Source organism: Thioalkalivibrio sp. AKL7, assembly GCF_000381705.1.
In the GTDB taxonomy this organism is placed as follows: Bacteria; Pseudomonadota; Gammaproteobacteria; order Ectothiorhodospirales; family Ectothiorhodospiraceae; genus Thioalkalivibrio; species Thioalkalivibrio versutus.
This window is the reverse complement of record NZ_KB906950.1, coordinates 374040-398185: the sequence shown is the minus strand read 5'-3', so window position 1 is coordinate 398185 and position 24146 is coordinate 374040. Positions and strand designations below refer to the sequence as shown.

Below are 24146 nucleotides of genomic sequence, written 5' to 3'. Positions count from 1 at the left end.
GACCCGCTAGCGCTTTTTCGGCGGCAGGATGTCGGTGATCGAGCCGTGCGCGACCTCGGCGGCGAAGGCCACCGTCTCGCTGAGCGTCGGGTGCGGGTGCACGGTCAGACCGATGTCTTCCATCTCGGCGCCCATCTCCAGCGCCAGCATCGCCTCGCCGATCAGGTCGCCGGCGGACGGGCCGACGATACCGGCTCCGATCACGCGGCCATCCGCGTCGAACAGCAGTTTGGTCAGGCCGTCCTCGGCACCCAGCGCGATCGCCCGCCCGGAGGCAGCCCAGGGGAACACGCCCTTGGTGTATTCGATACCGTCGACCTTGGCCTGCTCCTCGGTCACGCCCATCCAGGCGACCTCGGGGTGGGTATAGGCCACCGACGGGATGGCACGGGCGTCGAAGTGGACCTTGTGTCCGGCGATCACCTCGGCGGCAACCTTGCCCTCGTGAGTGGCCTTGTGCGCCAGCATCGGCTGGCCGACCACGTCGCCGATGGCGAAGATGTGCTCGACGTTGGTGCGCTGCTGGCTGTCGACCTCGATGAAGCCGCGCTCGCTCACCTGCACACCGGCCGCCTCGGCCTTGATCTTCGCCCCGTTCGGGCCGCGACCCACGGCGACCAGCACGCGATCGAAAGTGTCCTCTTCCGGCAGGCCCTTGGCCTCGCCCTCGAACTGGCAGACGATCCCGGCCTTGGTGGCCTTGGCCTCGGACACCTTGCTCTTGAGGAAGATGTTCTCGAAGCGCTTCTTCGCGCGCTTCTCGAACGGGCGCACGATGTCGCGGTCCGCGCCCGGCATCAGGGTGTCGGACAGCTCCACCACCGTGACCTTGGAACCCAGCGCCTCGTACACACAGGCCATCTCCAGGCCGATGATGCCGCCGCCGACCACCAGCATGCGCTCCGGGATCTCGGCCAGGTCCAGCGCGTCGGTGGAATCCATCACCCGCTCGTCGTCCCAGGGGAAGCCGGGCAGCTTGATCGCCTGCGAACCGACCGCGATGATCGCGTGCTCGAAGCCGATCACCTCGCGACCGTCATCGCCCTCGACCGCGATGCTGTTGGCACCGACGAATTCGCCCGTGCCCTGCACCACGCGCACCTTGCGCTGCTTGCACAACTGCTTGAGGCCGCCGGTCAGCTTCTTGACCGCGTTGCCCTTGTAGCCACGCAGCCCGTCGAGGTCGATCTCCGGCTCGCCGAACTTGATGCCCAGCGCCGCGAAGCGCTCGGCCTCGTGCAGCACCTCGCCGGCATGCAACAGCGCCTTGGACGGGATGCAGCCGACGTTCAGGCACACGCCGCCGATCTGCGGATAGCGCTCGACCATCACCACGTCCAGCCCCAGATCCGCGGCGCGGAAGGCGGCGGTATAACCACCGGGGCCGGAACCCAGCACCAGCACCTGGCACTGGCTGTCGGTGTTCGGGTCGGCAGCCGCCTTGGGGGCCGCCGCCTTTTTCGACTCACTCGCGGCGCCGGACTCCGCCTTCGAGGATTCGGCCTTTTCGCCGCCGCCGGACGCCGGCGCATCCGCGCCACCCGCAGCGTCGCCACTGGCCTCGAGATCGAGGAGCTTGCTGCCCTTGGACACCTTGTCCCCGACCTTCACATGCAGCTTCTTCACCGTGCCGGCCTCGGGGGCGGGCACGTCGATGGTCGCCTTGTCGGACTCCAGGGTGATCAGCGGGTCTTCCGGCGCGATCTCGCTGCCCGGCTGTACCAGGACCTCGATAATCTCGACGTCCTTGAAATCCCCGATGTCCGGGACCTCGATGGTCTTGGTCTGGCTCATCCAATCGCTCCGGTTCGAATTCGGTTACAGCAGCATGCGGCGCATGTCGGACAACAGTCCGCTCAGGGTGGTGGCGAAGCGCGCGCCCAGGGCGCCGTCGATCACCCGGTGATCGTACGACAGCGCCAGCGGCAGGATCAGGCGCGGCTCGAAGTCCTTACCGTTCCAGACCGGCTTCATGCTGGAGCGCGATACGCCGAGGATCGCGACCTCGGGGGCATTCACGATCGGGGTGAACTGGGTGCCGCCGATCCCGCCGAGGCTGGAGATGGTCAGGCATCCACCCTGCATGTCCGCCGGCTTGAGCTTCTTGTCGCGGGCGCGCTGGGACAGGTCCATCAGCTCGGAGGCGATATCGACCAGGCTCTTGCGGTCCACGTCGCGCACCACCGGGACGACCAGGCCGTCCGGGGTGTCCACCGCGATGCCGAGGTTGTAGTACTGCTTGATGATCAGATTCTCGCCGGTCGCGTCCAGCGAGGCGTTGAAACGCGGGTACTGCTTGAGCGCGGAGACCACCGCCTTCATCAGGAACGGCAGGAAGGTGACCTTCACACCCTTCTTCTCGTACTCGGCCTTCAGCGACTTGCGGAAATCCTCGAGCTCGGTGATGTCGGCCTCGTCGAACTGGGTCACGTGCGGGACGGTGACCCAGTTGCGGTGCAGGTTCTTGCCGGTGAGCTTGTTGATCTTCGACAGCGGCTGGGTCTCGACCGGGCCGAACTCGGAGAAGTCGATCTCCGGCATCGGCTCAACGCCCAGGCCACCGCCAGCGCCCTGGCTCAAGGCGCGCTTGACGAAGCCCTGCACGTCCTCGCGCAGGATGCGCCCCTTGCGCCCGGAGCCGTCGACCTTGCTCAGGTCCACGCCCAGCTCGCGCGCGAACTTGCGCACCACCGGCGAGGCATGCGCCTTGCGGAAGGCCGACTCGTCACGGATGTGCTCGGTAGGCGACGGGCGCGGGTCGGCCCGGTCGGCAGGTTTTGATGCCTCGGGCTGCTTCGGCTTCTCGGTGGCGGGGGCCGATTCACCCCCGGCATCCGAAGACGACGCCTCCTGCTTCGACGGCTCGTCTTGCCCGGCGTCGTCCTTCGCAGGGGCTGCTTCGGCCCCGCCCTCGTCGGAGGGTTCCAGTTCCAGGATCGGATCGCCCTCGTTGACGCGGTCGCCGGCCTTTACCTTGACTGCTTTCACGGTCCCGCCCTGCGGGGCCGGGATCTCGATGGAGGCCTTGTCCGATTCGAGCGTGATCAGGGGATCCTCCGGGGCGATGGTATCCCCGGGGCTCACGATCACCTCGATGATCTCGACGTCCTTGAAGTCACCGATGTCCGGTACGTGCACGGTAGTCGTGTTGCTCATGTCTGCTCCTGCCTCGGTACCGGCGGCCTCAGGCCTGCAAGGGGTTGGGCCGTTCGACGTCGATCTTGTACTTCTTGATCGCGTCGGAGACGGTCTTGGCCTCGACGGTCCCGGCGTCGGCCAGGGCCTTCAGGGCCGTGACCGCGATGTGGTAACGATCGACCTCGAAGTGCCGACGCAGCGCCGCGCGGGTGTCCGAGCGGCCGAAGCCGTCGGTGCCCAGCACGCGGTAGTCGGCCGGCACGAAGGCGCGGATCTGATCGGCGTAGGCCTGGACGTAGTCGGTCGCGGCGATGACCGGGTCATCCGAACCACCCAGGCACTCCTCCACCCAGGACTTGCGCGGCTTGGCCTCCGGGTTCAGGCGCGCATGACGGTCGGCATCGCGGCCGTCGCGGGCCAGTTCGTTGAAGCTGGTCGCGCTCCACACCTCGGCGGCCACGCCGAAGTCGTTGTCCAGCAGTTCGGCGGCGGCGATAGCCTCGCGCAGGATGGTGCCGGAGCCCAGCAGACGCACCTTCTTTTTCTTGCGCCCGCCCGCCTGGAAGCGATACAGCCCGCGGCGGATACCTTCCTCGGCGCCCTTCGGCATGGCCGGCTGCGGGTAGTTCTCGTTCATCACGGTGATGTAATAGAAGACGCTTTGCTGCTCCGCGTACATGCGGCGCATGCCGTCCTGGACGATCACCGCCAGTTCATAGGCAAAGGTCGGGTCGTAGGCGATGCAGTTGGGGACGTTGGCGGCCATCATCTGGCTGTGGCCGTCGTCGTGCTGCAGGCCCTCCCCGGCCAGGGTGGTGCGCCCGGCGGTGGCACCCATCAGGAAGCCGCGGGCGCGCATGTCCCCGGCCGCCCAGATCAGGTCGCCGACGCGCTGGAAGCCGAACATCGAGTAGAAGATGTAGAACGGCACCATTGCCACGCCATGCGTGGAGTAGGAGGTCGCCGCCGCGATCCAGGAGGACATGGAACCGGCCTCGTTGATCCCTTCTTCCAGGATCTGGCCCTTCTTGTCCTCCTTGTAATACATCACCTGGTCCTTGTCCTGCGGCTCGTAGAGCTGACCGACCGAGGAGTAGATCCCCAGCTGACGGAACAGCCCTTCCATGCCGAAGGTGCGGGCCTCGTCGGGGACGATCGGAACCACGTTCTTGCCGATCTTCTTGTCGCGGGCAAGCAGGGTCAGCAGCCGCACGAAGGCCATGGTGGTCGACATCTCGCGCTCGCCGGAAGCCTCCAGCAGGCCGTTAAACGCATCCAGCCCGGGCACTTCGAGCGGCGTGGCCAGCGGCCGGCGCACGGGCAGATACCCGCCGAGGTCGTTGCGCCGCGCGTTCATGTACTTCATCTCTTCGGAGTCGGGATCCGGCTTGATGTATTCGGCCTTCTCCACCTGCTCGTCGGACAGCGGGATATTGAAGCGGTCGCGGAACTGCTTCATGTCGTCCGAATCCATCTTCTTCTGGCTGTGGGTGCGGTTCTGGGCCTCGCCCGCCGCGCCCATGCCATAGCCCTTCACGGTGTGCGCGAGGATCACCGTCGGCTGCCCCGTGTGCTCGGCTGCCGCCTTGTAAGCCGCATAGACCTTGACCGGGTCGTGCCCCCCGCGATTCAGACGCCAGATGTCCTCGTCGGACATGTTGGCCACCATGCGCTGGAGTTCGGGATACTTGCCAAAGAAGTGCTCGCGCACGTAGGCGCCGTCGCGCGACTTGTAATTCTGATAGTCGCCATCGACCGCCTCCATCATGCGTTTTTGCAGCAGGCCGTCGGTGTCCTTGGCCAGCAGCGGATCCCAGTAGCGGCCCCACAGGACCTTGACCACATTCCAGCCGGCGCCGCGGAAGATCGCCTCCAGCTCCTGCACGATCTTGCCGTTGCCACGCACCGGGCCGTCCAGGCGCTGCAGGTTGCAGTTCACCACCCAGGTCAGGTTGTCCAGCTTCTCGCGCGAGGCCAGGGTGATCGCCCCTAGGGTCTCCGGCTCGTCCACCTCGCCGTCCCCGACGAAGCTCCACACACGGCGGTTCTTGGTCTGCGCCAGGCCACGGTCCTGCAGGTAGCGCATGAAGCGCGCCTGGTAGATGCTCATGATCGGACCAAGTCCCATGGACACGGTCGGGAACTGCCAGAAGTCCGGCATCAGCCAGGGGTGCGGATACGAGGACAGGCCCTTGCCGTCCACCTCGCGGCGGAAGTGGTCCAGCTGCTCCTCGCTCAAGCGCCCCTCCATGAACGCGCGGGCGTAGATACCCGGCGAGGAATGGCCCTGGGCAAACAGCAGGTCACCGCCGTGGTCATGCGCAGGGGCATGCCAGAAGTGGTTGAAACCGACGTCGTACAGGGTCGCGGCCGAGGCAAAGGTCGCGATATGCCCGCCCAGCTCGGCGGAGGCGCGGTTGGCCTTGACCACCATGGCCATCGCGTTCCAGCGGATATAGGAACGGATGCGATGCTCCACCGCGCCATCGCCCGGATATTCCGGTTCGAGGTGGGTGGGGATCGTGTTCACATAGGCAGTGTTGGCGGAGTACGGGAGGTAGGCCCCGCTGCGGCGCGCCTTGTCGACCAGTCGCTCGAGGAGGGCATGAGCCCGTTCCGGGCCATCCGTCTCCAGCACGGAGGCCAGGGCGTCGATCCACTCCTGGGTCTCCTGCGGGTCGATATCGTGTTCGGTCGCGTTCGGGTCCATGCGCTCTACCCCTGAAAACGGGTTGGGAATCGGGTTGCCACTACGGGGCCGGGCCACCGGGCAGGCGGGCATTTGCTACCATGCGCCGGTGTTGGGCGGGCATAAAAGGCGCAAGTATCCCGACTGTCCCGCCAACAGGTCAAGCGAAAGCCCGCTATGGCGCCGATCGTCGGGGAAATCTGCGGGAACGTGCGCAAAGCGCGCGCAACCCGCCTGAACAGCCGGAACGCGGGACAATCCCCCGCCCGGCGCCGCCGACATCCCGAACCACCGCCGCACCCGAAACCGAGTACCTCAATGCCCGAAACTCTGCAGCTGGACCCCAATCACCGCCCGATGGCGAACCGCTTCCGCGGCTTCCTGCCGGTGGTCGTCGACGTGGAGACCGGCGGCTTCGACTGCCACCGACATGCCTTGCTGCAGATCGCTGCGGTGTTTCTGCGCCGCGACGCGAACGACCACCTGGTGCGCGACCGCACGGTCAGCGTGCATGTGCGGCCGTTCGAGGGTTCGGAAATGGACCCGAAGTCGCTGGAGGTCAACGGCATCGACCCCTACCACCCGCTGCGCGCGGCCTACCCCGAGGATCAGGCGATGGGCAAGGTGTTCAGCGAGGTGCGCCGGGAGGTGAAGGTCAACCACTGCAAGCGCGCGGTGCTGGTGGGGCATAACGCCCACTTCGACCTGGGCTTCGTGCACGCGACGGCCGAGCGCTGCGGCATCAAGCGCAACCCGTTCCACCCGTTCAGCAGCCTGGACACGGTATCCCTGGCGGCACTGGCCTTCGGCCAGACCGTGCTGGCGCGCGCGGCGGACGCCGCAGGACTGGGCTGGGACACCGAGTCGGCACACAGCGCGGCCTTCGATGCGGAAAAGACGGCGGACATCTTCTGCCAGATCACCAATCGCTGGCAGGACGGGATCGGGGTGCCGCAAAACGCCCTGCGCCTGCCCGACCCGGAAGAACTCCCGCCCGGGAGTTGAGCGCAAAAAACCCGCCGCCCGAGCCGCCACAAGGGCGCCCGGGTGACGGGTCATATGCCGGACGGCCGCATGGCCGCCGGGCCAGTAGTTCAGCCTAGCTGGCCGCGCGCTTGGCGTGGGCCTCGTCGACCATCTTCTTCAGCTCGCCGCTCTCGAACATCTCGAGGGTGATGTCGCAGCCCCCGACCAGTTCGCCGTCGATATAGACCTGCGGGAAAGTCGGCCAGTCGGCGAAGCGCGGCAGATTCTGCATGACTTCCTGATCCGCGATCACGTTCACGTAGCCAAATTCCTGGTCGCAGCGCTTGAGCGCCTCCACCGCACGGCTGGAGAACCCACACATGGGGAACTGCGGGGTGCCCTTCATGAAGATCACCACCGGATTGTCTTCCACCTGCTGGCGGATGCGATCCATTACGTCCATTACTGTACTCCCGAAATTTGGTGCCAAAACAGGGCGCAGCCGCGCATCGCGGCACGCCCCAAACCTATTTCCTAGTATAACGCTCAGACATTGAAGCGGAAATGTACCACGTCGCCCTCTCTCAGCACGTATTCCTTGCCTTCGAGGCGCCATTTCCCCGCGTCCTTCGCACCCTGCTCGCCGTTGTATCCGACGAAGTCGTCGTACCCCACCACCTCGGCACGGATGAAACCGCGCTCGAAATCCGTGTGGATCGCCCCCGCCCCCTGCGGCGCAGTGGAGCCCTGGCGCACGGTCCAGGCACGCACCTCCTTCTCGCCCGCGGTGAAGAAGGTCTGCAGGTTCAACAGGCGGTAGGCCGTCCGGATCACCCGGTCCAGCCCCGGCTCCTCGAGACCCAGGTCGGCCAGGAACTCGGTACGTTCCCCGGGATCCAGCACCGCGATCTCGGCCTCGATGGCGGCGCAGACACTGACCACCTCGGCGCCCTCCTCGGCCGCCTTCGCCTGCACGGCCTCGACCATGGCATTGCCAGCGGACAGCGAGGCCTCGTCCACATTGGCAATGTACATCGCCGGCTTGAGGGTCAGAAGGTGCAGGTCGTACAGGGCCCGCCGCTCGTCCTCGTCCAGACCCTGCGCCCGTGCCGGAATGCCCTGATCAAGGCCCGCCGACACCTTCTCGGCCGCCTGCAACTGGGCGATGGCGGTCTTGTCCTGCGACTTGGCCGCACGCGCCAGACGGGAAAGCGCCTTGTTCACCGTCTCGAGATCCGCCAGCATCAGCTCGGTGCTGATGGTCTCGATATCCGCGAGCGGATCGACCTTGCCGGCGACATGTACGATGTCGTCATCCTCGAAACAACGCACCACCTGGGCGATCGCATCCGTCTCGCGGATATGCGCCAGGAACTGGTTGCCCAGCCCCTCGCCCTGGGCGGCGCCCGCGACCAGGCCGGCGATGTCCACGAATTCGACCGTGGTCGGCAACGTGCGCTGGGGCTTAACGATCTCGGCGAGCCGCGTCAGCCGCGGATCCGGGACCTCCACCACGCCCACGTTCGGATCGATGGTGCAGAAGGGATAGTTCTCCGCCGCGATGTCCGCGCGCGTGAGGGCATTGAACAGGGTGGACTTGCCGACATTCGGCAGGCCCACGATCCCGCATTTCAGACTCATCGGGCTTCCTCGGAGTTCTTGGGGCCGGTCGGCTTCGACCCACCCCCATGCAGATTGCGCACGGCCTCGTCCCAGCGCCCGGCCACCAGGGCCGGGATCTGGTCCAGGGCCGTATCGATGGCCTCCTCGATGGCCCGGGCATCATCCCGCCCAGGGCGATCGAGCACGAACGGCACCACGTCGTCACGATGCCCCGGGTGGCCGATCCCGACCCGCAGCCGGGCGTAGTCCGGCCCGCCCATGTGGCGGTGCAGATCGCGCAGCCCGTTGTGTCCACCATGGCCGCCGCCCAGCTTCAGCCGCACTACGCCAGGATCGAGATCCAGCTCGTCATGCACGACCAGGATGGCCGCGGGCGGGATGCGGTAGAAAGCCGCGCACTTGCGTACCGGCAGGCCACTCTTGTTCATGAAGCTCATGGGCTTGAGCAGCCAGCAGTCGCCGTCCGGCAGGGTCAGACGTGCCGCCTCGCCATCGAAGCGACTCTCGGGGCGGAGCTCCGTGCCATGGCGGCGGGCCAGGGTATCCACAAACCAGAAACCCGCGTTATGCCGGGTTTCGGCATAACGCGGGCCCGGGTTGCCCAGCCCGACCACGAGACGGATCGGTTCGGGTTGGATCGCCATCAGTCAGGCGGCAAGCCGCAAGGCTTACTCCTTGTCCCCGGACTCCGACTCGTCGCCGGAAGCGGTCTCGTCGCCACCCTCGGCTTCTGCGCCACCCTCGGCTTCCGCGGCTTCTTCGCCTTCGAGCTCTTCCTCTTCCGCCTTCGCGGAACGCGGCAGCAGCACGCTGACCACGGCGTAGTCGTATTCCTCGCCGTGCATCAGGGCCACGCTCTGCACGCCTTCCGGCAGCTTCAGCTCGGAGATGTGCAAGGTGTCACCGACATCCAGCTCGATCACATCGAGATCGATGGACTCGGGCAGATCGCCCGGCAGACACTCGACCTCGAGCTCGTTGATCATGCGACTGACCATGCCACCGCCCAGCTTCACGCCCTTGCACTCTTCCTCGTTGTGGAAGTGCAGCGGCACGCTGACGCGGATCGGCTGATTGGCGCTCACGCGCATCAGGTCGACGTGGTAGATGGTCGGCTTGAACGGATGGCGCTGTACATCACGCAGGATCGCCTTCTCGGTCTTGCCGCCCAGCTTCACGCTCAGGATGTGCGAATAAAACGCATCTTCCTTGAGGTTATGGACCATCGCATTGTGATCCAGCGTGATGGCCACGGCGTCCTTGTCCGCTCCGTACAGGATGGCGGGCAGCTTGCCAGCGCGACGCAGGCGGCGGCTCGCACTCGAACCCTGTTCGTCACGCTTCTCGGCTTCAATGGTAAAGCTCATGCTCATTGCTACGGTCTCCAAAATGAAAGGCGCTTCACCCGAAGCGCCTTGAACACACCCCGCCCGCGACCAGGCGGGGCGCTGAATGGGAGGCAAGCCTCCCGAAATCGGTTATCGCCGGTCCACAGCTCCAGCCCACACGGGCCTAGTCCATGAACAACGAGCTGACGGACTCCTCGAGGTTGATGCGGCGGATGGTCTCCGCAAGCATCTCCGCGACCGACAGCTGACGAATCTTTTCGCAGGCCTGCGCATTGGGCTGCAGGGCCAGGGTGTCGGTCACCACCAGCTCGTCAAGCGCCGAACCGTTTATATTATCAATTGCCGCGCCGGAAAGCACGGGGTGCGTAGCATAGGCCATCACCGAGTGCGCCCCGTGTGCCTTCAGGGCCTTCGCGGCCTGGCAGAGCGTACCGGCGGTATCCACCAGGTCGTCAATGATGATGCAGGACTTGCCGCGCACATCCCCGATGATGTGCATCACCTCGGACTCGTTGGCACGCGGGCGGCGCTTGTCGATGATCGCCAGATCGGCGTCATCCAGCCGCTTGGCGATGGCGCGGGCACGCACCACCCCGCCGACATCCGGCGACACCACGGTCAGATCGCCCGAGACATGCCGCCAGACGTCGCCCAGCAGCACCGGCGAGGCATAGATGTTGTCCACCGGGACGTTGAAGAAACCCTGAACCTGGTCGGCGTGCACGTCGATGGTCAGCACGCGATCCGCGCCCACCGCCTCGATCATGTTGGCGACCACCTTGGCCGAGATCGGCACCCGCGCCGAGCGCACACGACGGTCCTGGCGCGCATAACCGAAATACGGGATCACCGTGGTGATGCGTCCGGCCGAGGCGCGGCGCAGCGCATCCACCATGATCACCAGCTCCATGATGTTTTCGTTGGTCGGCTGCCCCGTCGGCTGGATCAGGAAGACGTCGCGGCCGCGCACGTTCTCAAGCAGCTCGACCTGCACCTCGCCATCGCTGAAACGCCCCACGATGGCCTTGCCCATCGGCAGCCCCAGGTGCTCCGCAACGGCCTGGGCGAGACGCGGGTTGGCATTGCCCGCGAAGATCATCATGCGATTCTTGTCGACCACGGTTCGTCCCGGTCTGGATGGAGTGGAGCGAGCGCGCTAGAACGCCCGAGCTCCAAATTATAGACCCCGGATCGGGACCGGGGTCTTGGTGGTTTTGCTTCGCGCCCTTCTGGCGCGAAGCGATTGTTGGCTGGGCCGGCAGGATTACGGCGCTGCGCGCCGCCCTTCGGGCCGCCGCCTGCGGCGGCGTTCTCTCGCGGCGATGCCGCTCGAGTCGAACCCGGTTCTCATCCTGCCGTCCCGGCAGTTTGGGTGACCCGCGCCCGAGGCGCGGGTCTGATTGTATGGCTGGGCCGGCAGGATTCGAACCTGCGCATGGCGGGATCAAAACCCGCTGCCTTACCGCTTGGCTACGGCCCAATATCTCCCTGAACTCTATTGTACTTCCTGACCGGCGCCGTGCCCGGCTCACCCCGCGAATCGGCAAGGCCGATTCGGGCCGGCAGGATGATGGCGCTGCGCGCCACCCTTAGGTGGACTTATTCTTTTTCGGTGTTACCGCCGCATGGCGGTAACCAGGCCTGCAAGGGTGACGCGTTCTGCAACGTCGTCACCCAACTTTTCCACGGGGCGGGCTGCGCGGACTGCGCTGCCCGGGCCGTCCCCTCATCGGGAAACATCCCGAACACACAGCCGCCGCTCCCGCTCAAATACGCCCGGGGGCTTTGATCCGCCAGCCAGGCCAGCGCGTGATCGACCTCCGGATAGCGTGCCCGAACGACCGGTTCGAACACGTTCACGAACCGCTCGGCATCGATCGCGGACGAAATTGTCTCGGTGGCGCAGTCGCGTGTCAATTCCGCACACCCGAACATGGCCCCCGTGGCAACCGAAACGCCCGGGTCGATCAGCAGAATCCAGCCCGTGTCCGGGGCCACGGGCGCAAGTCGTTCGCCCACCCCTTCGGCCCACGCCGCATGCCCGGCGACGAACACCGGCACATCGGCGCCCAGCTCCAGCCCGATCGCCGCCAGTTGCTCGACTGGACACGCCAGATCGAACAGGTAGTTCAGGGCCACCAGCGTGGTGGCGGCATCGGAGCTGCCGCCACCCAGGCCGCCGCCCACCGGGATCCGCTTGTCGAGGTGGATGCGCACGCCGAAGGACTTGTCCGCCACCTCGGCCAGGCGCCGGGCCGCCCGCAGGCAGAGGTTGTCCTGCCCATCGATGGCCTCGCCGGCCATCTCGAAGCGTCCCTCGGGCAGGGGATCGAAGCGCAGGCGGTCTTCCAGCCCGAGGAACTGGAACACCGTCTGCAGCTCATGATAACCATCCGGCCGGCGGCCGGTGATGTGCAGGAAACGGTTGATCTTGGCCGGGGCCGGAAACGGCATCCCGAACCCCCCGCCCGTCGCCGCACTCACCACGTCTCGTCCGGCCCTAGCTGCCACCGGCCGATGCGCGCGCGCAGCTCGACCTCGTCGCGCTCGAGGACCATCGCGACCGGCATGGGCACGCCGTTGATCTCTTCGAACTCGGTGTATTCGATGGCCCAGCCGGACTGCAGGATCTCCAGGGGGCGGCCGTCCGCATCGATATCCAGCTGGTAGGAGGCCTCCGGGTGCAGCAGGCCGCGCACCCAGTAGATCATCCCGCTGACCGGGATGGATTCGCCCAGCACCCGGGCCACCAGGGTATCCGGGTCCTGCGCCTGGAAGCGCTCGCCGGACCGCGTGACCAGCAGCGCGCGCCCGTTATCCGAGAGCGTCAGACGCCCGCCGCCGCGCCCCATCGGGCCGGACAGGTCCAGCACATGCTGGCCTTCCTGCACCCGCCAGTTGAGCTGGGCCGACCAGTATTCCCCCCCGGAGGCCAGCCCCAGACGTGCCACCAGCCGCCAGCTGTCCAGTGCCGCCAGCTGCTCGGTGCGCTCCTCGAAGGCCGCCTCGGCCGCTGGCGAGGTGTCCGCCTCGGGCAGAGGGGCAGCACAGCCCGCGAGCAACAGCCCCCAGCCACCCACCAGCCCGGCCAGCCACCCCGCGCCCCGGATCCGTCGCGGCGATCGCGTCGTCCCGTGCCCGTTCATTCGATCAGATCGTTGCGCACGCGCTGCAGGCGCTTATGCCCGGGCTCGCGTTCCAGCGCGGCCTCGAGGACCTCCCGGGCTTCTGCACGCTCGCCACGCTCCCACAACACCACCGCCAGGTTGCTGGCGATCTCGCCGTCGTCCGACAGCGAGTAGGCACGCCGCAGCTGGGTCTCGGCCTCTTCGAGGCGGCCCAGGCGGTACAGGACCCAGCCATAGCTGTCGATGATCGCGGCGTCATCCGGCTCCCGCTCATAGGCGCGCAGGATCAATTCGTAGGCCTCGTCATAACGATCGGTTCGGTCCGCCAGGGTGTAACCCAGGGCGTTCAGCGCGGCGATATTCTCCGGATCGGACTCGAGGATCGCGCGGAAATCGGCCTCGGCCGCCGTAATGTCGTCCTCGCGCTCGTGGACCAGCCCGCGCAGGTACAGCAGCTGCGTACTGCCCGGAAACTGCACCAGACCGCGGTTCAACCGGCTGCGGGCCTCGGCATACTCGCCCAGCTCACGCAGGGCGTTCGCCTCGGCCAAATAGGCGCGCCGGGCCAGATCCTCATCCACGCCCTGCTGCATGGGGTCGAAAAGGTCACGAGCGGCCTCGGCCCCGTCGTGTTTGAGCGTCAGGCGCGCGCTGCGCAGGTGGGCATCCTCGGCATGGTCGCCGGCCTCCACGCGGGCGTAGGCGTCCAGGGCGGCTTCCGGCTCGTCGGCCATCTCGTGCAAGCGCCCCAGGTAGTACGCGACGTCGTTCTCGCGCTCACCCATGGCATCCAGGCGTTCGAGGTAATCCCGCGCGGGGCCCAGTTGCTCCGCCTCCAGGTTCATCAGGGCAAGCGCCAACAGGAGCTGGGCATCCTCCGGCGCCATCTCCACCAGGCGGTCCATCTCCTCGCGGGCGAAGACGTCATCTTCCATCTCGGTCAGGACCCGCGCGTATCCCAGACGGGCCTCGCGACTGTCCGGGTGCGCCTCCACGGTCGCGCGCAGGGTCTCGACCGCCGCATCGTCATGCCCGGCCTCGCTCTGGGCCCGCGCATGCAGCAAACGCAGCTGGACCGATTCCGGGAAGCGCTCGGCGGCCCGCTCGGTCACCGCAAGCACCTCCTCACCTGGCTCGCCAAAGCGCAGCGCGGCCTCGGCCTGCACGCGATGCACGCCCACGTCGTCGCGGCGGCGCTCGGCCAGCAGGTGCATGGTCTCCATGGCCGCCTGCTGGTCCTGAGCCTGACCAATCACACCACCCAGGGTCGCGTAGGGGTCGCCGCCCTGCACCACGACGCGATTCATCAGCGAATCCAGCTGTTCGGCCGCCTGCCCGGCATCACCGGCGTTGATCCGCAGGACCGTCGAAACCTGGCTGGCATCGGTGCTCTCGGGGGCCAGACGCAGCCAACGGTCGGCCGAACGCTGTGCGTATTCCGGCTCGCGCGCGAACAAGGCGATCCGGGTGGCACGCTCGGCGATGGCCGGATCGTCGCTCAGCAACGCCGCGGCTCCGTAATAGCGCGCTGCCTCGGCATGCTCGCCGGAGCGCACCGCGATCTCGGCGGCCAGGACGCTGAACATCAGCACAGCCTCCGGATCCTGGGTCTGCATCAAGGGCAGCACCTCGGGGCGATCCGACTCCGGCGGTTCGGAGGCGTCCAGCGGGGTATGCGCACAACCCACCAGGGAGAACACGGCGGTGAGCGCGAGCAGGCTTCGAATCATGTTGTGTCCAATCGGGATCATTGCGGCCATATCGGATGGGACGGGGCAGCGGCCCCCAGGGTTCCACAACTCGGGTTCCACAGCTCGGGTTCCACACAACGGGTATACGGAGACGTCCGGCCGGCGCGCGCCACCTCCTGCTAACCGTACAGCACAGTACACTATCGGGAAATTCGGCCACGCGCCCGCGTTTTCCGGCACAATACGCGCCAGCATGCTGTTCACTCTCGGGATCAATCACAAGACGGCTCCGGTCGCCATTCGCGAACGGCTCTCCGTCAACGAGCACGAACTCGGCGAGGCCCTGCACTCGCTGCGTTCCGGCGTGCTATTGCCGGAAACCGCGATCCTGTCCACCTGCAACCGCACCGAGGTGTACTTCCGCGAGGACGACCAGCAAAGCGAGCAGCGCGTCATCGACTGGATCGGCGGCTACCACGGCATCGACCGCGACGAACTGAAACCCTACCTCTACCTGCACCACGATGGCTCGGCCGTGCGTCACACTCTGCGCGTGGCCAGCGGGCTGGATTCCATGGTCCTCGGCGAGCCGCAGATCCTGGGGCAGATGAAGACCGCCTACCAGCACGCCCACAACGCCGGTACGCTCGGGCGTTCGCTGGAGCGTCTTTTCCAGCACGCCTTCGCCACCGCCAAGGACGTGCGCACCCAGACCGCCATCGGCCAGAGCGCGGTCTCGGTCGCCTTCGCTGCGGTGTCACTGGCACGCCAGATCTTCGGCGACCTGAAGCCGCTGACCGCCCTGGTGATCGGCGCCGGCGAGACCATCGAACTGGCCCTGCAGCACCTCTCCGGGGGCGGCATCGGCAACGTGATCGTCGCCAACCGCACGGTGGAGCGCGCCCGCGCGGTGGCCGGACGCTTCGATGCCGAGGCCATCAGCCTCGACCAGCTCCCCGATCGCATGGCCGATGCCGACATCGTCATCTCCTCCACCGCCGCGCCCTTGCCGATCCTGGGCAAGGGCGCGGTGGAACGCGCGCTGCGCAAGCGGCGGCACAAACCGATGTTCATGGTGGACATCGCCGTGCCGCGCGACATCGAGCCCGAGGTCGGCCAGCTCGAGGACGTCTACCTCTACACCGTGGACGACCTGCAGGAGGTCATCGACGAGAACATGGCCTCGCGCCAGGCCGCTGCCGAACAGGCCGAAGAGATCATCACCCAGCGCGCCGGCGAGTTCATGCGCTGGCTGCGTGCCCGTGACTCGGTGGACAGCATCCGCCAGCTGCGCCAGCGCGCCGACAGCGTGAAGGCCGAGGCGCTGGCCAAGGCCGAGGCCATGCTGCGCGCCGGCAAGTCGCCCGAGGAGGCCATGCAGCTGCTGGCGCACAACCTGACCAACAAGCTGATGCATGCCCCCTGCAAGTCGCTGAACACCGCCGCGCACGAGGGCGACGCCCGCCTGCTGGAGGCCGCGCACCGGCTGTTCCAGCTGCCCGCCCCGGAAGACGACCCCGGCGACGATTCCGACTCCGGCGCCCGCTCGTGAAGGCCTCGTTCCGCACCAAGCTCGAGGGCCTGACCGAACGCCACGCCGAGATCGCGCAGCTGCTGGCCACCCCCGACGCCGCCGAGGACCCGGACCAGCTGCGCCGCCTGTCACAGGAATACAGCCAGCTGGAACCGGTGGCCGAGGCCTGGAAGGCCTGGCACGACAACCACGCGGCGCTGGAAGAGGCGCGCGCGATGCTCGAGGACGACGACGCCGATCTGCGCGCCATGGCCGAGGCCGAGATCGAATCCCTGACCGAACAGACCGAGGCGCTGGAGGCGGAGCTTTACCGCCACCTGATCCCGAGCGACCCGCACGACAACGCCAACGTGTTCCTGGAGATCCGCGCCGGGACCGGCGGTGACGAGGCCGCGATCTTCGCCGGCGACCTGCTACGCATGTACACCCGCTACGCCGAAAACCAGCGCTGGAAGCTGGAGATCCTCAGCGCCAGCGAAGGCGAGCACGGCGGCTACCGCGAGGTCATCGCACGCCTGGCAGGGCAAGGCGCCTACTCGCGGCTCAAGTTCGAATCCGGTGCCCATCGCGTGCAGCGCGTCCCCGAGACCGAGTCCCAGGGCCGCATCCATACCTCCGCCGCAACGGTTGCCATCCTGCCGGAACTGGAGGAGGTCGAGATGCCGGACATCAACCCGGCCGACCTGCGTGTGGACACCTTCCGCGCCTCCGGCGCCGGCGGACAGCACATCAACAAGACCGACTCCGCCGTGCGCCTGACCCACCTGCCCACCGGCATCGTGGTCGAGTGCCAGGAAGAACGCTCGCAACACAAGAACCGGGCCAAGGCGCTCACCTACCTGGCGGCGCGCATCTTCGAGACCGAGCGCGAGGCCCAGGCGGCCGCGCAGAGCGCCGAACGCAAGGGTCTGGTCGGCAGCGGCGACCGCTCCGAGCGCATCCGCACCTACAACTTCCCGCAGGGCCGCGTAACCGATCACCGCATCAACCTGACCCTGTACAAGCTGGAACAGGTGATGGCCGGCGACCTCGATCCGGTCATCGACCCGCTGATCCACGAATACCAGGCCGAGCAGCTCGCCACCCTCGCCGAAGCCTGATGCCCGCGACTTCGACCCTGGACGCGTTGCTGCAGGAACTGCGCAGCCGCCTGCAGGCCGCCGGGATCGAGACGCCCGGACTGGAGGCCCGCATGCTGCTGGGCGCCGCCACCGGCCTGGACACCGCGCAGCTGATCGCCCACGGCACCGACCCCGCCACGGCCGAGCAGGCCGCCCGCGCCGACACGCTCTGCCAGCGCCGCTGCGCCGGCGAACCGATGGCCCACATCCTCGGCCGACGCAGCTTCTGGACACTGGACCTGGGGGTCTCCCCCGCCTGCCTGATCCCGCGCCCCGAAACCGAGCTGCTGGTGGAACAGGCCCTCGCGGCCATTGACAACTGCAGCCACAGGCACCCGAGGGTGCTGGATCTTGGCACCGGGAGCGGGGCGATCATTCTGGCACTGAAAGCAGAACGTCCGGCCATCGAGGCCGTCGCCTCCGACCGCAGCTTGGAGGCTCTGCGCCAGGCTCGCGCCAACGCGGCCACACTGGGGCTCGATGTGGCTTTCCTGCAAGGGTCTTGGCTTAAGCCACTCAAACCAGGGGACACGTTCGACCTGATCGTCAGCAACCCGCCCTACATCGCGCCGAACGATCCTCACCTGACCCGCGGCGACCTGCGCTTCGAGCCTCCCTCTGCGTTGGTCGCGGCCGATGTCGGCATGGCGGACCTGCGCACCATCATCCACACCGCCGGCGAGCACATGGCGCCATCCGCCCCACTGCTTCTGGAACACGGCTTCGACCAGGCCCATGCCGTACGTTCGATGTTCGAGGATGCCGGCTACACCGCCATCCGGTCACACATCGACACCGGCGGACACGAACGCATCACAAAGGGCCTTGCACCACAAAGACGAGCCTGAATAACCGAGGCGCGGGCCACCCCGCACCCTTGTCGCATACCACAGGCTGCCCCCTTCCGGTGAGTTTTGGGGCGCACATGATGGATAACAGCATGGAGGCCCCTTCGTTCGACGCACCCCCAACAAAAAGACCCCGGCACAAAGTACCGGGGCCAATCGCGCACAAACGACGGGGCACAAACCATCAAATCACCGCTCACCAGGCCTCCGTGACGGGGTATTCCCCAACTCGGGTTAGACAGCCCGGTCAAATGCAGTAATCCCTACGGCCCCTGGCCTCATCAGCCATCGCTTGTGTCGAAAGCCTCGAATGCATCTGTGAGTTCATGGGTTCTGAAAGCCCAGCCTCCTGTGACCTTGACCCGTCCCGACGGATACTGCTCGGCGTCCATGGAGGCAATTCCCATACCACGACTGAAGGCCACGCCCTTCTCGCCGGTATCAAGACGCGTTACCGCAATGCGTCGCAATCCGGCTTCATGAGTCACGGCAATCGGACCTTGCTCAGTCGCAAACCAGTGCAGTCGCCAAAAATAGTGGCCCTCATTGCGACGCCCGGTTCGAGGGTCATACAAAGACTCGAACGAGTGCATATTGGCGCATTCGTTCACGATCGAATTGCGCTGCCGGCACTCGGAGTACACATTTACCTTCCCACCTTCGGCCGAAATGTTGATCGGAACCACTGATTGGTCACGGTAGTTGATCAACGCGTAATCTTCGGCCGAGCTACCTCCCAGTGCATCCCCGAGAGCGCGCATCGTGCGCATCATCGACTCTCCACTGCTTCGCGCCCGATTCCGCTCGATCAGAATGTATCCAGTGGAGGCAATATCGCCATTCTGGTGAGCCGCAAGGTGAAACCCGTTCGGGACGCCAACCGTACTCACACCCTCGCCCGGAGCATAGACAAAGGCATTCGCGTCTCGCGCGACAGCGAAGCCTCGTGATGTCGGCATCAAGTGCGACCCCCTCAGCGTCTCCCCTGTCACCGTCCGGATACTCCAGTTTGTGCGGCCACGTTCGGCGTACGCAATCGTGACCGGCGCAAGGCCATTGGATGGATTCGCAGTTCTCACTTGGTACTGGCGGTCCGTGAGAGCCATCAGGTAGGTGACCGCACCGGTCGTCGTATCGAATCCGTAAGAGGAAATCTCTCCCTGCGGTTCCACATATGCGACACCATCGATCAGGAAACCGTCTCGGCGACGTTCAAACCGGGCGCCCTGGTTGTCGGATGCCCACATAGGTGCCAACCGTTCAGCAACTTCTTCGGAACCCATCTGCCCGAATCCGGATGCGGCAACGCCCGATGACTGCTGCGGATGCCGCTGCTGCGCCGCCCCCATCGCCTCGAGAAGGGCCAGGGCTCGTTCGTAATCATCGCCACCAGACGACTTTTCCGGTTCCGCCTGCTGCACAGGACGGGGCTCTGGTGCAGCCAGACAACCTGCAAGCAATACCGATACCGCAAGGACACCTAGTCCTTTCTTCATGTGTTTTTTCTCCCTGATCAATAAAACCCTGTTAGACGCGCGGAACCAAAACGCCAAACCAAACGCTCTCGCCATTCCGCACAGACAAGCGGCCCCGAGATACCGGTGCCACCATGGGGAGCCACCCCAAAAAAAACCCCGCTCCATCGGCGGGGTCTTATATCCTAATATTTACATAAATGTGATCGATTTGGAAGATAAGGGAAACGCGAAGCACCGCGTCTCACGACGCCCTCGATCTTCACCACAAAAAAGCCCCGGCCAGGGGCCGGGGCTCGGGTTGCATCAGGCTGCGTCCGGATCAGAGCGGCAGGCGCAGGTGCAGGTTGACCGAGCCGCTGGGCGAAGAGCGGTGGCGGTAGCGGCTCGAGCGGTTGTCGTAGTAGTGGTAGTGGTGATGCTCGTAGCTGCGCGAGCGCTTGTGATGGCCACGGCCGCGCTGATTCGCACGCTTGGCCTGCTTGTGGCCGTGGGCACCCGGGTGGCCGCGGTAGTGCTTGTGGCCCCGTGAGTGGCCATGCCGCACAGGCTGCAGCGCGGCGGCGTCGAAGCTGGCGCCGCTCACCGCCGGCAACGCGCCAGTGACCGGCTGGGCCGCGTGGGTGGGAGCGGACAGGGCGAGCGCCAGCAGGGCCGCCGGCGCGAGTACCGCGAGTCGTTTCATGGGGTGTTCCCTCCTTCCATTCGGGTCCTGCGGGGCAACACCTGAAGCGTCCGCCGGCCCCGGTTGTGGCAGGATTGCCAGGATTCAGCCTATTGCGTGTTCCTGAACGGTACCCAACTGAAGCCGTCTGCGAGCGTGACGCCGGTTACAATTTCTGCCTTTCTCCGGAGACCTGCTCCATGGATGACGACCAGCTCCTGCGCTACAGCCGCCAGATCATGCTCCCCGGCGTGGGCATCGAAGGGCAGGAATCCCTGCAGCAGGCGCATGCAGTGATCATGGGGCTCGGCGGGCTGGGCTCACCGGTGGCGGCCTACCTGGCCGCCGCCGGGGTGGGCCGGCTGACGCTGGTCGACCCGGATCATGTGGAGGTGACCAACCTGCAGCGCCAGATCCTGCATACCGATGCGGACATCGGCCGCGACAAGGTGGCCTCGGCCGCCGATCGCGTGGCGGCCATGAACCCCGGCTGCCAGGTGGAGACGCGCGCCGAGCGCCTGGATGACGCGGCGATGACCCGGCTGTTCGCCAGCGCCAACGTCGTACTGGACGGGACGGACAACTTCGCCGCGCGCGGGGCCATCAGCCGCGCCGCACTGGCGGCCGGCACGCCGCTGGTCTCCGGCGCGGTAATCCGCTTCGAGGGACAACTGACCACCTTCGACTACCGCAACCCGGAGGCGGCCTGCTACCACTGCCTGTACGGCGAGGGGGGCGGCGACGAGGACACCTGCGCCGCCAACGGCGTGCTGGCCAGCCTGCCCGGTGTGGTCGGCAGCCTGCAGGCAACCGAGGCCCTGAAGCTGCTCATGGGTCTGCCGATCCTGAGCGGCCGGCTGCTGATCCTCGACGGGCTCGCCATGCAGTTCCGCGAGATCCGGCTGCGCCGCGACCCCGCCTGCCCGGCGTGCAGCCACCGCCACGCCCCGGCCTGAAGCGAACGGATACGCGCGGATCAGGCGCAGGAGCGGGGATGAAAGGGCAGGACCTTGCCGGGTGATGACGGTGGAGCGACCTCGGAAATCGCCGCGTTCAGCTCCGCCTCCATCGCAGACAGCGTGCGGTTCATCACCATGCTGGCCATGGCATGGAACAGCAACAGCTCGCAGGCGACCGGGCGATGCAGGCTGCGCCGACCACGGGAATGGAAGGCCGTCCAGGCAACCACCGGCATATCGTTCAGCACCCGGTCCACGACGATCCAGGCATCGCGCTGGAGGATCAGGTCCAGTTGTTTGAGCCCCGACGGCGACAGGCGGATCTCCGGTCCCAGCCGAGCCAGGGCGCGACGCACCTGGTTGAAATAGCGCGCCTCCACCAGCCAGCCGGGGCGGACATCCAGGGTCGGGATTTCGGTGTGCCGGGAATACATCGCGCCCTCGTCTGCAGACTGCTGCAAGGTCAGTCTGTTCTATAGCAAGACCGGGGGACGATGGGGACCACGGGTCCCTGCGGCAGAGTTGCCGAACGTCACGACAGGCTAACGAGGGGAGTCCGGGAAAGGCTTCGGGATCGGGGGCACCCCGGAAAGCCCTTTCTACTGGCGGGTATCCGGGATCGGCGGCTGGGCAACCTCGGGCGCACAAAGGGCCTCGGCGTCGACCGGATCGAAGTGGTAATGCGCGTTGCAGAACTCGCAGGTCACCTCCACGGCGCCCTGCTCCTCGATGATGCTGCGAATCTCGTCACGCCCCAGACTGCGCAGGGTTTCGGCGATGCGCTCGCGCGAGCAGGGGCAATGGAAAGTCACCGGCGTGCCGTCGAACAGGCGCACCCGCTCTTCGGCGAACAGCCGGCCGAGCAGGGCGCCAGCGTCCAGCTTCAGTAGCTCGTCGGCGGTGGTGGTCTCGGCCAGGATCGTGGCGCGGTTCCACTCCTCCGAGTCACGCGTCACCGCATTGCCACCCTCGGCCGGCAGCGCCTGCAACAGCAGACCGGCGGCGGACTGCGCCCCGCTCGCCAGCCACAACCGGGTCGGCAGCTGTTCCGAGCGCTCGAAGTAGACGTTCATCGCCTCCGCCAGCGAATCGCCCTCCAGCTCCACGACGCCCTGATAGCGCTCGCTGCCGTCGCCCGGGTCCAGCGTCAGCATCAGCCGTGCATCCTCGCCGGCGCATTCGGCCAGGGTCGCGCCCTCCGGCGGGGTCTCGCGAAAGCGCGCCAGGCCACGCAGCCGCCCCTGGCCATCGGCCTGGGCGACGATCATGTGCACCGGCCCGGGGCCGGTGATCTGCAGGATCAGCGAGCCGTCGAACTTGAGCGTGGCGGCGGTCAGGGCAACGGCCGCATAGGCCTGGCCCAGCAAGTCGCGCACCACGGGCGGGTACTCGTGAAGCTCCAGCAGGGCCTGCCAGGAGGCGTCCAGGTGCACCCACTCGCCGCGGACCCCGGCCTCCTCCAGCATGAAGCGGTGGAGGGTGTCGGTCTCACGCATGGTGGCAGGACTCCGGAATACGCAACTGCATCAACCGTCCAGCTTGGCCTTGAGGCGCTCGTTGACCTGGGCCGGGTTGGCCTTGCCCTGGGTCGCCTTCATCACCTGGCCGACGAAGAAACCGAACAGCTTGTCCTTGCCGCCGCGATACTGCTCGAGCTGCTGCGGGTTGTTGGCCATCACCTCGTCGATGATGGTGTCGATCGCGCTGGTATCGGTGATCTGCTTGAGCCCCTTGGCCTCAATCACGGCATCGGCGTCGCCTTCGCCATTCCACATCGCCTCGAAGACTTCCTTGGCGATCTTGCCGGAGATGGTCTCGTCCTGGATGCGAGCGAGCAGGCCGGCCAGACCCTCGGCATTGACCGGGGCATCCGCCAGCTCGACCTCGGAGCGGTTCATCGCGGCGGAGAACTCGCCCATCACCCAGTTGGCGGCCAGCTTGGGCGCGCCGCAACCGGCAGCCACAACCTCGTAGAAATCGCCCATGTCGCGCGCAGCGGTCAGTACGCCGGCGTCGTAGTCGGACAGGCCGTACTGTTCGACGAAGCGCGCCCGCTTGGCGTCCGGCAGCTCGGGCAGTTTCTCGCGCACGGAGTCGATGAATGCGTTATCCACGACCAGCGGCAGCAGGTCCGGATCGGGGAAATAGCGGTAGTCGTTTGCCTCTTCCTTGCTGCGCATGGAGCGCGTCTCGTCGCGATCCGGGTCGTACAGGCGGGTCTCCTGCACCACCGAACCGCCGCCTTCGATCAGGTCGATCTGACGCTCGACCTCGAAGTTGATGGCGCGCTCGACGAAGCGGAAGGAGTTCAGATTCTTCAGCTCCGCGCGGGTGCCGAACTCGGTCTGACCCTTGGGCCGCACCGAGACGTTGGCGTCACAGCGGAAGCTGCCTTCCTGCATGTTGCCGTCGCAGATATCCAGATAGCGCACCAGCGAGTGCATCTTCTTCATGTAGGCGACGGCCTCCTTCGCGGAGCGCAGCTCCGGTTCGGAGACGATCTCGATCAGCGGGGTGCCGGCGCGGTTGAGATCGATGCCGGTCATCGCCTCGAAGCCCTCGTGCAGACTCTTGCCGGCGTCCTCCTCGAGGTGCGCGCGGGTCACGCCAACGCGCTTGATGGTGCCGTCTTCCAGTTCGATATCCAGATGCCCCAGGCCCACGATCGGCAGTTCGAACTGCGAGATCTGGTAACCCTTGGGGAGGTCCGGATAGAAGTAGTTCTTGCGCGCGAACACCGAGCGCGGGGTGATCTCGGCATTGATCGCCAGCCCCAGCATCACGGCCCGCTCCACCGCGCCCTGGTTCAGCACCGGCAGCACGCCGGGCATGCCCAGATCCACCGGGCAGGCCTGGCGGTTGGGCTCGGCGCCGTAGGCGGTGGGCGCCCCGGAGAAGATCTTGGAGACGGTATTGAGCTGGGCGTGAATCTCCAGCCCGATGACGGTTTCCCATTCCATG

Annotated in this window: 20 protein-coding genes, 1 tRNA gene, 1 other RNA gene and 1 pseudogene; 5 read left to right on the top strand and 18 right to left on the bottom strand. The window is 66.5% G+C overall.

The window, feature by feature from the left end; all coding sequences use genetic code 11:
- Nucleotides 1-6: 6 nt before the first annotated feature.
- The 3 genes and pseudogenes from lpdA to aceE form a co-directional block, all read right to left on the bottom strand.
- Nucleotides 7-1794 (bottom strand): dihydrolipoyl dehydrogenase, encoded by a 1788-nt coding sequence (gene lpdA / locus G315_RS0108910; protein WP_018145271.1) that lies wholly within the window; start codon nucleotides 1792-1794, stop codon nucleotides 7-9.
- Between the two features lie 24 nt (nucleotides 1795-1818).
- Nucleotides 1819-3189, bottom strand: a pseudogene (aceF, locus tag G315_RS0108905) (dihydrolipoyllysine-residue acetyltransferase); the annotation flags it as partial.
- The gene (aceE, locus tag G315_RS0108900) at nucleotides 3185-5848 is read right to left on the bottom strand and encodes a pyruvate dehydrogenase (acetyl-transferring), homodimeric type (protein ID WP_019612349.1); all 2664 of its coding nucleotides are present in this window, start codon (nucleotides 5846-5848) and stop codon (nucleotides 3185-3187) included. The pseudogene aceF and the gene aceE, both read right to left, overlap by 5 nt.
- Nucleotides 5849-6145: 297 nt before the next feature.
- Between aceE and rnt the strand changes: the two genes are divergently transcribed.
- On the top strand, nucleotides 6146-6832 hold the full coding sequence (gene rnt, locus G315_RS0108895) for a ribonuclease T (RefSeq protein ID WP_018145268.1): 687 nt from the start codon (nucleotides 6146-6148) through the stop codon (nucleotides 6830-6832).
- A 94-nt stretch (nucleotides 6833-6926) separates the two neighbouring features.
- Here rnt and grxD read toward each other — a convergent pair whose 3' ends face one another.
- The 10 genes from grxD to G315_RS0108850 form a co-directional block, all read right to left on the bottom strand.
- A complete protein-coding gene (grxD, locus tag G315_RS0108890; protein WP_018145267.1) occupies nucleotides 6927-7256 on the bottom strand; it encodes a Grx4 family monothiol glutaredoxin in 330 nt (109 codons plus the stop codon).
- An 83-nt stretch (nucleotides 7257-7339) separates the two neighbouring features.
- Nucleotides 7340-8434 (bottom strand): redox-regulated ATPase YchF, encoded by a 1095-nt coding sequence (ychF, locus tag G315_RS0108885; protein ID WP_019612348.1) that lies wholly within the window; start codon nucleotides 8432-8434, stop codon nucleotides 7340-7342.
- Complete coding sequence (pth, locus tag G315_RS0108880) at nucleotides 8431-9060, bottom strand: aminoacyl-tRNA hydrolase (protein ID WP_019612347.1); 630 nt, start codon at nucleotides 9058-9060, stop codon at nucleotides 8431-8433. The genes ychF and pth overlap by 4 nt, the downstream gene beginning before the upstream one ends.
- 24 nt (nucleotides 9061-9084) lie before the next feature.
- A complete protein-coding gene (locus G315_RS0108875) occupies nucleotides 9085-9789 on the bottom strand; it encodes a 50S ribosomal protein L25/general stress protein Ctc (protein WP_018145264.1) in 705 nt (234 codons plus the stop codon).
- Between the two features lie 139 nt (nucleotides 9790-9928).
- Nucleotides 9929-10867, bottom strand: a complete 939-nt coding sequence (locus G315_RS0108870; protein WP_196799408.1) for a ribose-phosphate diphosphokinase — start codon at nucleotides 10865-10867, stop codon at nucleotides 9929-9931.
- Between the two features lie 145 nt (nucleotides 10868-11012).
- Nucleotides 11013-11137, bottom strand: a non-coding RNA gene (locus G315_RS14240) — RtT sRNA.
- A gap of 33 nt (nucleotides 11138-11170) precedes the next feature.
- Nucleotides 11171-11245: transfer RNA gene (locus tag G315_RS0108865), tRNA-Gln, on the bottom strand.
- A gap of 119 nt (nucleotides 11246-11364) precedes the next feature.
- Nucleotides 11365-12219 carry a 4-(cytidine 5'-diphospho)-2-C-methyl-D-erythritol kinase gene (ispE, locus tag G315_RS0108860; RefSeq protein WP_051069925.1) on the bottom strand — a complete coding sequence of 285 codons (855 nt, stop codon included), beginning with the start codon at nucleotides 12217-12219 and terminating at the stop codon, nucleotides 11365-11367.
- 26 nt (nucleotides 12220-12245) lie between these two features.
- Nucleotides 12246-12911 carry a lipoprotein insertase outer membrane protein LolB gene (gene lolB, locus G315_RS0108855; protein WP_019612346.1) on the bottom strand — a complete coding sequence of 222 codons (666 nt, stop codon included), beginning with the start codon at nucleotides 12909-12911 and terminating at the stop codon, nucleotides 12246-12248.
- Entirely contained in the window at nucleotides 12908-14653 is a 1746-nt protein-coding gene (locus tag G315_RS0108850; protein ID WP_018145260.1) for a tetratricopeptide repeat protein, read from the bottom strand. The genes lolB and G315_RS0108850 overlap by 4 nt, the downstream gene beginning before the upstream one ends.
- A 184-nt stretch (nucleotides 14654-14837) precedes the next feature.
- Here G315_RS0108850 and hemA point away from each other — a divergent pair, with 184 nt between their 5' ends.
- Genes hemA through prmC form a run of 3 tightly spaced genes read left to right on the top strand, consistent with a single transcriptional unit; the run spans nucleotide 14838 to nucleotide 18087 of the window.
- On the top strand, nucleotides 14838-16136 hold the full coding sequence (hemA, locus tag G315_RS0108845) for a glutamyl-tRNA reductase (RefSeq protein ID WP_018145259.1): 1299 nt from the start codon (nucleotides 14838-14840) through the stop codon (nucleotides 16134-16136).
- Nucleotides 16133-17218 carry a peptide chain release factor 1 gene (gene prfA / locus G315_RS0108840; protein ID WP_019612345.1) on the top strand — a complete coding sequence of 362 codons (1086 nt, stop codon included), beginning with the start codon at nucleotides 16133-16135 and terminating at the stop codon, nucleotides 17216-17218. The genes hemA and prfA overlap by 4 nt, the downstream gene beginning before the upstream one ends.
- The gene (gene prmC / locus G315_RS0108835) at nucleotides 17218-18087 is read left to right on the top strand and encodes a peptide chain release factor N(5)-glutamine methyltransferase (RefSeq protein ID WP_018145257.1); all 870 of its coding nucleotides are present in this window, start codon (nucleotides 17218-17220) and stop codon (nucleotides 18085-18087) included. Before prfA ends, prmC begins: the two co-directional genes overlap by 1 nt.
- Nucleotides 18088-18368: 281 nt before the next feature.
- Here the strand turns inward: prmC and G315_RS0108830 are convergent, their stop codons facing one another.
- Both G315_RS0108830 and G315_RS0108820 read right to left on the bottom strand, forming a co-directional pair.
- Complete coding sequence (locus tag G315_RS0108830) at nucleotides 18369-19583, bottom strand: hypothetical protein (RefSeq protein WP_231367507.1); 1215 nt, start codon at nucleotides 19581-19583, stop codon at nucleotides 18369-18371.
- Between the two features lie 301 nt (nucleotides 19584-19884).
- A complete protein-coding gene (locus tag G315_RS0108820; protein ID WP_018145254.1) occupies nucleotides 19885-20247 on the bottom strand; it encodes a hypothetical protein in 363 nt (120 codons plus the stop codon).
- Between the two features lie 179 nt (nucleotides 20248-20426).
- Here G315_RS0108820 and G315_RS0108815 point away from each other — a divergent pair, with 179 nt between their 5' ends.
- Nucleotides 20427-21182 carry a molybdopterin-synthase adenylyltransferase MoeB gene (locus tag G315_RS0108815; protein WP_018145253.1) on the top strand — a complete coding sequence of 252 codons (756 nt, stop codon included), beginning with the start codon at nucleotides 20427-20429 and terminating at the stop codon, nucleotides 21180-21182.
- A gap of 20 nt (nucleotides 21183-21202) precedes the next feature.
- On the opposite strand, the gene G315_RS0108810 is transcribed toward G315_RS0108815, so the two are convergent.
- The 3 genes from G315_RS0108810 to gatB all read right to left on the bottom strand — a co-directional run bounded on the left by G315_RS0108810 (nucleotide 21203) and on the right by gatB (nucleotide 24145).
- The gene (locus G315_RS0108810; protein ID WP_018145252.1) at nucleotides 21203-21619 is read right to left on the bottom strand and encodes a hypothetical protein; all 417 of its coding nucleotides are present in this window, start codon (nucleotides 21617-21619) and stop codon (nucleotides 21203-21205) included.
- A gap of 165 nt (nucleotides 21620-21784) precedes the next feature.
- Entirely contained in the window at nucleotides 21785-22681 is an 897-nt protein-coding gene (hslO, locus tag G315_RS0108805; RefSeq protein ID WP_018145251.1) for an Hsp33 family molecular chaperone HslO, read from the bottom strand.
- 30 nt (nucleotides 22682-22711) lie between these two features.
- The gene (gene gatB / locus G315_RS0108800) at nucleotides 22712-24145 is read right to left on the bottom strand and encodes an Asp-tRNA(Asn)/Glu-tRNA(Gln) amidotransferase subunit GatB (protein ID WP_018145250.1); all 1434 of its coding nucleotides are present in this window, start codon (nucleotides 24143-24145) and stop codon (nucleotides 22712-22714) included.
- Between the last annotated feature and the right edge of the window lies 1 nt (nucleotide 24146).